The organism is Agrobacterium sp. 6Ca8 (assembly GCF_055382765.1).
The window spans coordinates 490,780-503,200 of sequence record NZ_AP026434.1; the positions used below are offsets into that span (position 1 = coordinate 490,780).

Annotated in this window: 12 protein-coding genes; 10 read left to right on the plus strand and 2 right to left on the minus strand. The window is 59.1% G+C overall.

The window, feature by feature from the left end; all coding sequences use genetic code 11:
• Positions 1-11: 11 nt before the first annotated feature.
• Complete coding sequence (locus ACZ5A6_RS16505; protein ID WP_464111174.1) at positions 12-1,082, minus strand: LLM class flavin-dependent oxidoreductase; 1,071 nt, start codon at positions 1,080-1,082, stop codon at positions 12-14.
• Between the two features lie 399 nt (positions 1,083-1,481).
• Between ACZ5A6_RS16505 and ACZ5A6_RS16510 the strand changes: the two genes are divergently transcribed.
• The 5 genes from ACZ5A6_RS16510 to ACZ5A6_RS16530 all read left to right on the plus strand — a co-directional run bounded on the left by ACZ5A6_RS16510 (position 1,482) and on the right by ACZ5A6_RS16530 (position 5,592).
• Complete coding sequence (locus ACZ5A6_RS16510; protein ID WP_464111175.1) at positions 1,482-2,099, plus strand: alpha/beta hydrolase; 618 nt, start codon at positions 1,482-1,484, stop codon at positions 2,097-2,099.
• Positions 2,100-2,316: 217 nt separating this feature from the next.
• A complete protein-coding gene (locus ACZ5A6_RS16515) occupies positions 2,317-2,514 on the plus strand; it encodes a hypothetical protein (RefSeq protein WP_464111176.1) in 198 nt (65 codons plus the stop codon).
• 171 nt (positions 2,515-2,685) lie between these two features.
• Positions 2,686-3,855 (plus strand): FMNH2-dependent alkanesulfonate monooxygenase, encoded by a 1,170-nt coding sequence (ssuD, locus tag ACZ5A6_RS16520; RefSeq protein WP_003511099.1) that lies wholly within the window; start codon positions 2,686-2,688, stop codon positions 3,853-3,855.
• Positions 3,856-4,050: 195 nt separating this feature from the next.
• Complete coding sequence (locus ACZ5A6_RS16525; protein WP_174068852.1) at positions 4,051-4,596, plus strand: flavin reductase family protein; 546 nt, start codon at positions 4,051-4,053, stop codon at positions 4,594-4,596.
• Positions 4,597-4,647: 51 nt separating this feature from the next.
• Positions 4,648-5,592, plus strand: coding sequence for an acyl-CoA dehydrogenase family protein (locus ACZ5A6_RS16530; protein WP_464111177.1), 945 nt, complete (start codon positions 4,648-4,650; stop codon positions 5,590-5,592).
• 7 nt (positions 5,593-5,599) lie between these two features.
• On the opposite strand, the gene ACZ5A6_RS16535 is transcribed toward ACZ5A6_RS16530, so the two are convergent.
• Positions 5,600-6,049, minus strand: a complete 450-nt coding sequence (locus tag ACZ5A6_RS16535) for an RrF2 family transcriptional regulator (protein ID WP_003511094.1) — start codon at positions 6,047-6,049, stop codon at positions 5,600-5,602.
• 305 nt (positions 6,050-6,354) lie between these two features.
• Here ACZ5A6_RS16535 and ACZ5A6_RS16540 point away from each other — a divergent pair, with 305 nt between their 5' ends.
• The 5 genes from ACZ5A6_RS16540 (at position 6,355) to ACZ5A6_RS16560 (ending at position 12,396) form a co-directional block, all read left to right on the plus strand.
• Positions 6,355-7,359 carry an LLM class flavin-dependent oxidoreductase gene (locus ACZ5A6_RS16540; RefSeq protein WP_065687796.1) on the plus strand — a complete coding sequence of 335 codons (1,005 nt, stop codon included), beginning with the start codon at positions 6,355-6,357 and terminating at the stop codon, positions 7,357-7,359.
• A 23-nt stretch (positions 7,360-7,382) separates the two neighbouring features.
• Positions 7,383-8,723: an LLM class flavin-dependent oxidoreductase gene (locus tag ACZ5A6_RS16545; protein WP_080801366.1), complete on the plus strand. Its 1,341-nt coding sequence runs from the start codon at positions 7,383-7,385 to the stop codon at positions 8,721-8,723.
• An 85-nt stretch (positions 8,724-8,808) separates the two neighbouring features.
• Positions 8,809-9,996, plus strand: coding sequence for a M20 aminoacylase family protein (locus ACZ5A6_RS16550; protein WP_464111178.1), 1,188 nt, complete (start codon positions 8,809-8,811; stop codon positions 9,994-9,996).
• A 23-nt stretch (positions 9,997-10,019) separates the two neighbouring features.
• Positions 10,020-10,577 carry a GNAT family N-acetyltransferase gene (locus ACZ5A6_RS16555; protein ID WP_464111179.1) on the plus strand — a complete coding sequence of 186 codons (558 nt, stop codon included), beginning with the start codon at positions 10,020-10,022 and terminating at the stop codon, positions 10,575-10,577.
• Positions 10,578-10,590: 13 nt separating this feature from the next.
• On the plus strand, positions 10,591-12,396 hold the full coding sequence (locus ACZ5A6_RS16560; RefSeq protein ID WP_081308480.1) for an amino acid ABC transporter permease/ATP-binding protein: 1,806 nt from the start codon (positions 10,591-10,593) through the stop codon (positions 12,394-12,396).
• Positions 12,397-12,421 lie beyond the last annotated feature (25 nt).

The window sequence follows — 12,421 nt, forward strand, 5'->3', positions numbered from 1 at the left end:
CGCCGCTCGCATCAGTCCCGGAGTAGCGGCAACAGCTTGTCGCCCTGCCGTTCAATTTCCTGAAGATAGGGCGTGTCGGAAAGCACGAAATGGGTGATGCCAAGCGCGCGGTATTTGCGCAGCGACGCGGCGACGTCTTCCGCCGAACCGACGAGCCATGTCGTTGCGGCACCGCCTCCGCCAAATTTGCCGGGTGCGGTATAAAGATTGTCGTCCAGCACATCGCTCTGCGTGTGCAGATCCAGCAGGCGGCGCTGGCCGACCGCGACACCTTGCAGATGATCGTTCCAGCGCACGCCATTGTTCGCAGCCATCTCCGCCACCTTTGCTTCCGCATCGCGCCAAGCCTCAGCCGTGGTTTCGCGCACCAGCGTGGTGATCCGTAGACCGAATTGCAGCGGCGGCAGGTCACGGCCGAGGGTCTCACTGAAATGTCTGAGACGTTCGATCCTTTCGCGCACGCCGGCGAGCGGTTCGCCCCAGAAGAGCTGGACATCGGCTTCAGTTGCGGCAACCTGTTCGGCGGCCTCGGACGCGCCGCCGAAATAAAGTTTGGGATGTGGCCGGCCGGCACTCTCGCTGATGCGCGGCGAGACGGTGGAGTTCTTGACCCGGAAATGCTCGCCATCGAAAGTGACGTTTTCCTCAGTCCAGAGCCGCCGCACCAGCCGCATGAACTCCTTCGTGCGCGCATAACGCTGCGCCTGATCGCCTTCTTCGTCGCCATAGGCAGAAAGCTCGTCCCTGCCGGAAACGACATTGATTCGTACCCGGCCACCAGAAAGCTGATCGAGCGTGGCGGCGGCCGATGCGAGATTGGCCGGCTTCCAGTAGCCGGGGCGGATAGCGATCAGTGGCTCGAAAGTGGTGGTACGCGCGGTAAGCGACGCCGCAACCGTAAAGGTATCCGGACGCCCCCAGCCGGTGCCGATCAACGCGCCCTTCCAGCCATGGTTTTCCAGCGCCCTGGCATGGGTAGTTAAAGTATCGAGGCTGTTGTGGTTTTCGCTGACGGCGTCGCCCCGATGTCCGGGTTTGACGTCATTGGGGATGTACCAGAGAAATTCGCTCGTGCTGCTCACATTATCCGCCTGAATTTTCGCTTTATGTCGCGGTGGAATGGCCCTGCCGAGACTCGGCATCTGCCATTTTGGGGTTCGGGAGGTTGAGGTCTCCGATAGTGCGAGAATGACAAACCGGCGGCGGCACGGCCAAGCAGCGGCGTTTCTTTTGGAATGCGGCAGAGGAAAAGCTTTCCGCGCGGTTTGCTCGATTAGAACATATTTTCTATGGAAAATATTTTAGGCAATGATTCCACATGCGCAGTGCCAAGGCTGCTGCCGAGAACGTATTTTTTGCCGCAACGGAATTGTCTGGATCGATTTTTCTCGAGTTCGGAAAAGCTGAGCAAGGCAATAGTCGACTAAAATTGCGAAATTCACCATTCTTGGCACACCCCGCCCGCAAACCACGGAGTAGGCATGTGTACCACCTTGATTGTCCCCGGCCTCAACGGTTCGGATGAGGGGCATTGGCAGCGGCACTGGCTGCTGGAAGATTCGGAGGCGCAGCTGGTCGATCAGCAGAATTGGGAATGCCCGGTTCTTGAAGACTGGCTTGAGCGTCTGGAAGCGGCGCTCGCCGCAACCGAAAGCGCCTATATTGTCGCCCACAGCCTGGGTTGCCTGCTTGTCGCCAATATGGCGACACGACCCGTGGCCAGCAAAATCAGGGGTGCGCTTCTGGTGGCGCCCGCCCATCTCGACAGAGTGGAGGCAATGCATCCATGCATCGTCCGCTTCGGCGCATTTCCTCGGTCGCCGCTCGCCTTCCCCAGTCTCGTCGTAGGTAGCATGAACGACCCCTATATGAATCCGGACGAATTAGCCCGCACCGCTGCTGACTGGGGAAGCGATATCGTCAATCTCGGCTCCGTTGGACACATCAATATTGCCGCCGGTTTCGGCCGGTGGTCCGAGGGCTATGCTCTTTTCGCACGCCTGAAAGCGGCGTCCGAAATCAAGGCCAGCAGATCGAGGAAGCGCGGATCACCCGTTCTGCAAGGTGCGCTGCTGCAGGGTGATGCCGGCGCTCTATAGTCTTTTCGTCCCAAGTCCGTGCTTTGAGCGGCCATCGTGTCGGTGCCATTGCGATGACCCCTTTATTGGCGGTTCGAAACGGAATTTTTCCCGCTGCCGCAACCTTAGTCCACGTTTGCCGGCAATCCGCCAATTATAGAATAGTAATTTTATGGAAAATATTGACCAATCTGGGCGCTCGCCGGAGGATAGAGCGAATTGACCAAAGGAGGCGCACATGCCGCAGGGACTTCATGCGTTTACTGTCGATCTGTTCGGTCTGGCCAGGCGTAGGCCGCGAGGGGATGATCAGCGCAGGCTCCAGCCGCTGGATCATTCCGGTCGTATCAAGCGGGAAAAGAGCGATCTCGACCTTGAGCGGGAAGAGATTTACGAAATGAATTTCGCGATGCTCGGACTTTATCCGGTCCTCTGACACAGGGAGGCGAAAGGTTTGTTTTCGCTTCCCAGACCCATTTCCCAGCGGAGATAAACTCTCCTTGCGGCACGGAAATTGGAACAAAATTTCTTAAAAGCGGCGGGGAATTGGCTACCCTTTTAGTACCCAGCCGAATTGCCCGATGGGCGGATTGCAAAGGACCTGTCGATGAGCACAGCTGACAAACCACTCGATTTTCTGTGGTTCATACCCACCTCAGGCGACGGCAGCTATCTTGGCTCCGACGATCTGTCACGTCCCGCCGATCCCGGCTATTTTCGGGAAATAGCGCAGGCTGCGGATCGGCTCGGTTATTCCGGGGTGCTTATTCCTACCGGCGTCGCCTGCGAGGAATCCTTCATCCTCGCGGCCAATCTCGCCGCCTATACCGAGAAACTGAAATTCCTCGTCGCCATCCGTCCGGGCGTTGCCTCGCCGGCCTATTATGCGCGGCTGGCCTCCACGCTGGACCGTGTTTCCCATGGTCGGCTGCTTCTCAACATCGTCGTTGGCGGCAGCGCGCAGGAGCTGGCTGGTGATGGCATCTTCCTGCCGCACGACGAGCGTTACGACCACGCTGACGAGTTCTTCCAAGTGTTCAATTCGTTGATCGAAACTGGCAAGGGAGATCTCGACGGCAAATATATCAAGGCACAGGGTGCCAGGCTCGGCCTGCCACCGGTGCAGGAACCGCGTCCGCCGCTTTATTTCGGCGGCTCCTCCGATGCCGGGATCGAGTTCTCGGCCGGTATCACCGACAAGTATCTGACCTGGGGTGAGCCGCCGGCACAGGTGGCGGAAAAAATCGCCAAGGTTCGCGCCGCCGCAGCGAAAAAAGGGCGAGAAGTGACATTCGGCATTCGCCTGCATTTCATCGTGCGCGAAACCGATGAGGAGGCCTGGGCCGATGCGGACAAACTGATTTCCAAGCTTTCCGACGAAACCATCGCTTCCGCTCAAGAGGCCTTCTTAAAGGCGTCGGATTCGGTCGGTCAGGCAAGGATGCGGGCGCTGCATAATGGCCGGCGTGACCAGCTTGAAGTCTCTCCGAACTTGTGGGCGGGAATCGGTCTTGTCCGCTCTGGCGCCGGCACCGCGCTGGTGGGTTCGCCGAAGACAGTTGCGGCGCGGCTGCGGGAGTATCAGGCGCTGGGCATCGATACCGTCATCGCATCGGGCTATCCGCATCTGGAGGAAGCCTACCGTCTATCCGAATTGCTGTTTCCGGAAATCGGGCTTGATGGGCCACGTAATCAGATCCGTTCGTCTTTCGGCACGAAACAGGTTTTCGGCGGCGGCGGCCACGGCGGTAACGTCAAGCTGGTATCCGGCTCGTGATCAATCGCCGGAAGGCGGTCGGCCCCGTCTTCCGGTTAGCCTTTCCTATGGGCGTCATTCGGCGGAGCGTTCACGGGAGAGCGGCATATAAAACATTATTTCCATAGAATATAAGTATTATGGAAAACGATGTCTATTTCACGCCCCGCCGCCGCTGCTAACTATTGAGCAACAAGCTGTTTTCAGGAGCGATCGATGACATTGCAATATGCGGCCAAGGATCAACAGTTCATCAATCTCCGCGATCCCGTCTCTGGCAAGGCGCCGGATGCCGATAGCCTTAAGGCGGCGCTCAGGACGCTGGGCGGCGGTGTCAGCGTCATTACGGCGGGCGAGGGTGATGCGCGCACGGGTGCTACGGTAACATCCGCCACCGCCCTGTCGGTCGATCCGCCAAGAATTCTGGTTGCGCTCAACCGCTCCTCCTCCACATGGCCTGTGGTGCAGCGCTTCGGCCATCTGGCGGTGAATATTGTCGGCCCGAACCATCAGTTCATCGCCAACCAGTTTGCCGGTGTTGGCGGTCTGAAAGGTGTGGACCGTTATCGCGGCGCGGAATGGACCCGTCTGGCGAGCGGCGCGCCCATCCTCGAGGACGCCGTTGCCGCGATCGATTGCACTATCGAGGAGGCGATCGAGCGCCACAGCCACGTCATCATCATCGGCAAGGTGGAGGCGATCCGCATCGGATCGGGTTACTCGCTGGTCTATCAAAACGGCCGTTATCATTCGCTGGACTGAGCTCCGGCCTTTCCGGCGCTTTCACTGGGTCATTCTTTGAGGGAGTTGAGCATGGGATCTGTCACGCCGCTCGGCGAAAGAATTCGTTTCGTGTCCCCGCGTCTCGGCGCGGATGGGGATGTACTGACCGTTGCCCGGACGATTGCCGAAAAATGCGCGGTGGAAAGTGCCGCACAAATCCACGCGCGGATTGCCCGTTCCGGCCTTCTCGCCCTCTCCGTTCCAAACGATCTGGGCGGGGCGGACATCACAAACGACGTTCTCTCGCAAGCTCTCTCGATTATTTCCGCGGCTGATGCGGAGGCTGCGCATGCGCTTGCCGAACACTTCACGGCGCTTGAATTCATCAGGAACGCCGGTAGCGAAGAGCAGCGCAAGACCCTCTTCGCCCGCCTCGATCTTGGCGAGACTTTTGCGCTTGCCTCATCTGACGCCGGCGTGGATCAGGCGGTTCTGTTGATTGGCGATGACTATGGCTTGCGGCTGCCCGCTGACATTGCCCGATCTGTTACCTCAGATGCAGACTGGATCGTTGTCCCGGCAGTCAACACGGCAGGGCAGGCCGTGCTCGTTGTTCTTCGCAATCGCCCGGATACATCATGGGACGGCCTGCTGCGCGCCGATCAGGTCGCGTTTCTTGCCCAGGGCGCTGGAAATCTGGCAGCCTCCGTTTTCACCCTTCTGAAGGCCGCCGTGGCTCTGGGTGAGAAACAGCGTGAGCTTTCAGCGTTGCTGATTGACAGATTGGCCGAGGAAGGTGATGCGCGCCCCCTTATCGGCGAAATATTTCTCGCAATCGAATTGCTGAAGGCACAGATTTCCCGCCTCGCGGCCAATATCGATGCGGCGCAGGTGGGGGCGGAAAGCGTGACCTTTCGCTCTGTCCGCAACAATGCCATCACGCTGGAAATTCTAATGGCCCGTCTCGGCCTTATCGATGGTGCAAGCGAATCCGGGCTGATTGCGACCCTGGGAGACGATCTGCGCCGGCAGTAAACGGCGCTTATTCGCCTGCCGGAATAAATTGCGCGTCTTGTCCGCCTTTTGCCACGAATTGTGCGAGCGTCATATTGTCCAGGATTGTTGCGATGGCGTCCCGCACGTCCGTCATCGAAACCCTGACCTGACAGGTCTCGGGATCGTCGCAGTCGTCGCAGGCTTCAAAAGCGGTGCGGCTGGCACAGCGGATGGGGGCCAAGGGCCCGTCCAGCGTTCGGATGACCTGCCCGATCATGATTTCCGATGGCATTTTCGACAGCGAATAACCGCCATTCGGTCCCTTCTTGGAACGCAGAATGCCGCTGTTGCGCAGTTCCAGAAGAATAGTATCCAGAAATTTTTTCGGAATATTGTTGCGGGTTGCAATCTCGGTCACAAAGGCGGTCTCGCCCTGGGGCAACCGCGCCAGATCGACAAGAGCCTTTAGTCCGTATTTGCCTTTTTTGGTCAACATCGCATGATCCGCAAAGAGGGCCAGCACCTTCTGAGTGCCGGGTTATGGTGTTCTCAACTTACTAAGTAGTTTTTACCGAATTCCCGCGCAAGTCCGTTTCGTCCCGGCTCGATGCACAAAGCGGCTTTACACCATCGTTTTTTCGCCCTGTTTCCTCATCGTTTCGGATTGCTTTGCCAAAGACGCCTGCCGAAACCATAGCGGGAAATAATATTTTCTCTGATCGCGTCGCAACGTGGAACGAACGTCCTTTATTACTATATAAAATCAGTAGACAAAGTATGCATCAAAAGACGTGCGAGGTGATGATGTATACTCTCAGTTTGCTGGACAAGAGCCCTGTTCCAACGGGTGAGAACGCGGCAAGCGCGTTCCGCGACACGATCAATCTCGCCAAACGCGCCGAAGAACTGGGCTATCGCCGATTCTGGGTGGCAGAACATCACAATTCGCCGGAGCTTGCCGGTTCCGCGCCGGAAGCGCTGGTTGCATGGATTCTGGCGAAGACCTCTCGTATCCGCGTCGGCTCGGGCGGTGTCATGCTGCAGCATTACAGCCCCTACAAGGTCGCCGAGGTTTTCAACGTGTTGTCGTCGCTCGCCCCCGGTCGGGTCGATCTCGGCGTCGGCAAGACACCGGGCGGGCTGCCGCTTGCGACGTCTGCCCTACAGCAGGCCTATGATCCCGCCCGCAAGCCGGATTTCGAAACGGCTTTTGGTGAACTTACCACGTTTCTCTCCGGTGCCGCGCCGCAGGGGCATGCGCAGGCCGGGTTGCAGGCAACACCGGTGCCGCCGGTTGCGGTGGAACGGTTTCTGCTCGGTGCCAGCCCGGAAAGCGCAAGGCTTGCAGCTTCCAAAGGATGGAATTTCGTCTTTGCCGGCCACCTCAATGGTGATCCGGAGGTTCTTCGCAGCAGCCTCTCGGCTTTCCGTGAGGAGAGCGGCGGCAGGGCGCCGATCCTTGCCCTCTCCGTCTTTGCCGCCAGTGATCCCGACCATGCGGCGCGGCAGGTGGAAGGTCAGCGCATCTACCGGGTGTTCCTCAGCGACGGCAAGGCGTTCAACCTTGGCCGCCGTGAACAGGCGGAAGAATTCGCCCGCCAGTCCGGCGATACCGATTATCGCATCGAGGAGCGTAAGCCCAACGTCCTGCATGGCGGGCCGGATGATATTCACAAGGCGCTGCGCGCGCTTTCCGATGAGCACGGTATCGAGGAATTCATCGTTGAGCCGCCGCATGTGGGGGCCGATCAGAGGCTCGCCTCGATCGAATTGCTGGCCACACACCGCCTTTCCAGGGCCGCGTGAACTTGTCCTCAGGAGGAAATGACATGACGAAAAAGACAATCCGTTTCGGCATCATGCTCCAGGGCCCCGGCGGGCACATGAACGCCTGGCGGCACCCGAAAAGCCCTGTTGATGCCAGCGTCAACTTCGATTTCTTCAGGAAGAACGCGCTGAAGGCAGAAGCCGCCGGCATCGCCTTCGCCTTCGTTGCCGACGGGCTTTACATCAACGACAAGTCCATTCCGCACTTCCTCAACCGGTTCGAGCCTTTGACCATCCTTTCGGCGCTCGCCTCCGTCACCTCGAAGATCGGTCTTGCCGGCACGGTTTCGACCTCCTACAGCGAGCCCTTCACCATCGCGCGCCAGTTCGCCTCGCTTGATCTTCTGAGCGGTGGCAGGGCCGGCTGGAATGCAGTGACGACGCCACTCGAAGGTACGGCGAAGAACTACAGCCGCAACCATCCCGAACATGCGCTGCGCTACGAGATCGCCGATGAATATCTGGAGGTGATCAAGGGCCTGTGGGACAGCTGGGACGACGATGCCTTCGTGCGTAACCGCGAGACAGGACAGTTCTTCGACAGGCAAAAACTCCACACGCTCGGCCACAAGGGTCGCTTCTTCCAGGTGGAAGGTCCGCTGAACATCCAGCGTTCGCCGCAGGGGCAGCCGGTGATTTTCCAGGCGGGTTCTTCGGATGCCGGTATCGGGCTTGCGGGTAAACATGCCGACGCCGTTTTTACTAATTCTGCATCGCTCGAGGAAAACCAGACATTCCTCAAGCGCGTGAAGCAGAGTGCTGTCGCGCAGGGCAGGTCCGCTGCCGACGTGAAGATTTTCCCTGGCATCGGGCCGATTGTGGGCGAGACGCAGGAGGAGGCGGAAGCGAAATACGACATCATCCGCAACCTCATCACCATCGAGGATGCGCTCGCCTATCTCGGCCGTTTCTTCGACCACCACGACTTCAGTGTCTATCCGCTGGATGAGCCTTTCCCCGAACTTGGCGAGATCGGCAAGAACAGCTTCCGTTCGACGACCGACCGCATCAAGCGCCGTGCGAAGGAAAAGAGCCAGACGTTGCGCGAAGCGGCGCTGGAGGCGGCGACCCCGCGCGAAGGTTTCATCGGAACTCCGGACAAGGTGGCGGACGAGATCATCCGCTGGGTGGAGCACGATGCGGCCGACGGTTTCATTCTGGGCTTCCCGGTGATTGCCGAAGGGCTGGATGATTTCATCCGCCTCGTCATACCGGTGCTGCAACGGCGCGGATATTTCGAACCGCATCTGGAAGGCACAACGCTGCGTGAGCATCTCGGCCTGCCTTTCAAGGACAGCATCTATTCCCACGCTGAAAGCGGTTCCAGCAAGGCGATCGCATAAAAGCGGGGTCTGGCGGCAGCCATTGCCGCCCGGAGAGAATTTCAAGGTGCTGTGCGGGTAAAGCGCAGCGCAGGAGACCAGAACCATGAATATCCGCATTGACGGCGCGCGTCCGCAGGACGACGCCGAACGGGGAATCCTTGCCTTCATCGAGGAAAGCATCGCCATCCGGCACGATCTTCACCGACATCCGGAGCTTTCGCTTGGGGAAAAGCGCACGGCGGCGCTCGTTGCCCGTTATCTCCTCTCCATCGGATATGAGGTGACCGAGGGTGTCGGGGGCCATGGCGTCGTCGCCACCTTGAAACGTGGTCATGGTGACAAGCGTCTGGGTATCCGCGCCGATATCGACGCCCTGCCCATCGTCGAGGAAACCGGTCTTGCCTATGCCAGCCAGACACAGGGCGTCATGCATGCCTGCGGTCATGACGGTCACACGACTATCCTGCTCGCCGCTGCCCGTTATCTAGCTGAAACATCGAGTTTTTCCGGCACGCTGACGCTGATTTTCCAGCCAGCCGAGGAAATCGGTGCGGGTGCTAGAGCGATGATAAAGGACAGGCTTTTCGAGCGGTTTCCCGTCGATGCCGTGTTCGGACTGCACAATTGGCCGGGTGTCGAAACCGGACAATTCGGCTTTGTCGAAGGGCCTGCCATGGCCTCCGTCGACAAGGCGAAGGTTCGGATCATCGGCAAGGGCGGGCACGGGGCGGCGCCGCATGAAACGGTTGATCCGGTTCTTGCCTCGGCAAGCTTCGTCACCGCCTTGCAGAGCATCGTCTCGCGCAATGTCGACCCGCGAGACATGGCGGTGCTGACGGTAGGCTCCATCCATGGCGGAACTGCTTCCAACGTCATTCCCGAGAGTGTCGAACTGCAGATTACCGCGCGGGCCTTTTCGCCCGCCGTGCGCGACAGACTGGAGGAGCGGCTTCCCGCCCTTGCCAAAGCACAGGCGGAAAGCTTCGGCGCAAGCGCCGATGTCACCTACTCCCGTGGCTTCCCGCCCGTCATCAATCACATCAGGCAGACAGCTTTTGCCCGCGACGTCGCCAAACGGCATTTTCCAGCCGAACAGGTTGCCGAAAGCTTTCAGCCGCGAACGGCGAGCGAGGATTTCGCCTTCATGCTTCTGGAGCGGCCGGGCTCCTATCTCTTCGTCGGCAATGGCGACAGCGCGCCACTGCACAGCCCTCACTACGATTTCAACGATGCGATCATTGCGCCTGCGGCACGCTTCTGGGTGCGTCTGGCCGAAGCATACCTCTCCTGATGCAACGAGTTTAGGACAATGAGATGAGCGACAGTTTTCTCTACACATCGGTCAAGGATCCGCTCGCAACCCCGCTTCTGGAGGAGTTGCTGTTCGAATATGACAGCCGCTACGGCACATATTTCAACGCGGAAGGCGCCAAGGCGGAACTTAACAAATATCCGCCGGAGGCTTTCAGCCCGCCGTCGGGCAATTTCCTGCTGCTCTTGCGTGGCGGCAAGGCGATCGCCGGCGGTGCTTTCATGCGCTACGACGAGGAAACCGCCGAGTTCAAGCGGGTCTGGACCCATTCGGCCCACCGCCGGCAGGGGCTTGCCAAAATAGTTCTTCAGGAGCTGGAGCGGCAGGCGATCCGGCAGGGTTACGCCCGTGTCTATCTGACCACGGGCTTCCGCCAGCCGGAAGCGGTCGGCCTATATCTCACCAACGGTTATCGCGCGTTGTTCGATACGTCGGCCGATCCTGAAACGATCAGGTCGCTGCCTTTCGAAAAATGGCTTGCCGATAGCGCCTCCGCCTCCGTTGCGGAAGGCGCTTCGATACTGGCGGCCCGGCCGCATTCTTCCCCGGCCCACCCGTGAAAGGCTTTTTCAGATGACGATAGCCTCTGATTTTCCGCATGTTGCATTGAACGACCAGAAGGGTGAACCGATCAAGGGTGGGTATTCCCATTTCCGCATCGTGCCGGCCCGCTACCCCTTGCGGACCGTGGGAACAGTCTTCTCCGTACTCATCATTGCGGCCGTTCTGCATTCCGTTTTCGGCAATCCGCGCTGGGGCTGGGATGTCTTTGCGGAATGGTTTTTCGCTGAACCGGTGTTGGTCGGCTTAGGACGGACGCTGCTGCTGACCGCGCTCGGTGCGGTGCTCGGCTTCGCGCTGGGAACGCTGCTGGCGCTTGCCCGCGTTTCACGCTCGCCACTGCTGGTTGCCGTATCCTGGACCTATATCTGGATTTTTCGATCCATTCCGCTGATCGTGCTTTTGCTGATCCTCAACAACCTCGGTTATCTCTATGAGACCGTGACGATCGGTGTGCCCTATACGGGCATCAACTTCTTCAGCTGGAATACCACGCAGCTGATGACGCCGTTTGCGGCCGCCGTTCTGGGGCTGACGCTCAATCAGGCCGCCTTCGCATCCGAAATCGTCCGTGGCGGCATTCTCTCGGTTGATCAGGGGCAGCTTGAGGCTGCCGCAGCACTCGGCCTTCCCCGGCGGCGGCAGGCGTCCCGCATTGTTCTGCCGCAGGCGATGCGCTCCATCTTGCCCACCGCCTTCAACGACATCATCGGCCTCGCCAAGGGGACTTCGCAGGTCTATATCCTTGCCCTGCCGGAGCTGTTCTACACGATCCAGATCATCTATCGCCGAAATCTGGAAGTGATCCCGCTGCTGATGGTCGCGACCGTCTGGTATCTGGTGATACTGACGGCGCTTTCGATCGTGCAGCACCATATCGAGCGGCATTTTTCACGCGGTGCACTGCGCAATCCGCCGTCGTCACTGTTCGCCACGATTTACCGCACCTTCCTGCCGCGCAAACCCTTGCCTGAAGCCGTGGAAACGGTGGCCACGACAGCCGTAAGGCCCGAGCGTTCGGTGCCTGCCCGTGCCGTGAGCTTTCAGCTCGGAAATCGTGGCGGGTCGGTCAATATTCATGGCGTTTCGAAATCCTTCGGGTCGCTGAAGGTGCTTGATGATATCAGCCTTTCCATTCCGGCAGGCAGTGTTACCACCATTCTCGGCCAATCCGGCTCCGGCAAGTCCACATTGCTGCGCTCCATCAACCATCTCGAGCGTGTCGATGACGGTTTTATCGCCATAGACGGTGAATTGGTCGGTTATCGTCAAAAGGGCGATACGCTTTATGAGCTGAAGGAACGGGAAATCCTCAAGCGCCGCGCCGAAGTGGGCATGGTGTTTCAGAGCTTCAACCTGTTCCCGCATCTGACCGCGCTTGAAAACATCATCGAAGCACCCATAGCCGTTCGTGGCATATCGAAAGAGCAGGCGCAGACCGAGGCGCGCGATCTTCTGGCTCGCGTCGGCCTTGCCGAAAAAGCTGGCGCTTATCCCCGTCAGCTTTCCGGCGGTCAGCAGCAACGCGTGGCGATCGCCCGGGCGCTGGCGTTGCGGCCGAAGGTGTTGCTGTTCGATGAGCCGACATCCGCGCTCGATCCTGAACTCGTCAACGAAGTGCTTGATGTTATCAAGGAGCTTTCCCGCTCCGGCGTCACGCTCATCATCGTTACCCATGAAATCGGTTTTGCCCGTGAAGTCTCCGACAGGGTCGTCTTCATGGAACAGGGCCGCATCATCGAAACAGGCACGCCGGACCAGGTGTTCAACAGCCCGGAACATCCCCGCACCGCCGAATTCCTCGCAAAAGTTCTCTAATCAAAACAACAAAGGAAACACTCGC

Bases quoted from the DNA above. Each gene is read 5' to 3' on its own strand.
- ACZ5A6_RS16540 (WP_065687796.1), top strand. From the start codon at position 6,355: ATGATGTATACTCTCAGTTTGCTGGACAAGAGCCCTGTTCCAACGGGT.
- ACZ5A6_RS16560 (WP_081308480.1), top strand. From the start codon at position 10,591: ATGACGATAGCCTCTGATTTTCCGCATGTTGCATTGAACGACCAGAAG.
- ACZ5A6_RS16535 (WP_003511094.1), bottom strand. From the start codon at position 6,049: ATGTTGACCAAAAAAGGCAAATACGGACTAAAGGCTCTTGTCGATCTG.
- ACZ5A6_RS16545 (WP_080801366.1), top strand. From the start codon at position 7,383: ATGACGAAAAAGACAATCCGTTTCGGCATCATGCTCCAGGGCCCCGGC.
- ACZ5A6_RS16555 (WP_464111179.1), top strand. From the start codon at position 10,020: ATGAGCGACAGTTTTCTCTACACATCGGTCAAGGATCCGCTCGCAACC.
- ACZ5A6_RS16515 (WP_464111176.1), top strand. From the start codon at position 2,317: ATGCCGCAGGGACTTCATGCGTTTACTGTCGATCTGTTCGGTCTGGCC.
- ACZ5A6_RS16525 (WP_174068852.1), top strand. From the start codon at position 4,051: ATGACATTGCAATATGCGGCCAAGGATCAACAGTTCATCAATCTCCGC.
- ssuD (WP_003511099.1), top strand. From the start codon at position 2,686: ATGAGCACAGCTGACAAACCACTCGATTTTCTGTGGTTCATACCCACC.
- ACZ5A6_RS16550 (WP_464111178.1), top strand. From the start codon at position 8,809: ATGAATATCCGCATTGACGGCGCGCGTCCGCAGGACGACGCCGAACGG.
- ACZ5A6_RS16510 (WP_464111175.1), top strand. From the start codon at position 1,482: ATGTGTACCACCTTGATTGTCCCCGGCCTCAACGGTTCGGATGAGGGG.
- ACZ5A6_RS16530 (WP_464111177.1), top strand. From the start codon at position 4,648: ATGGGATCTGTCACGCCGCTCGGCGAAAGAATTCGTTTCGTGTCCCCG.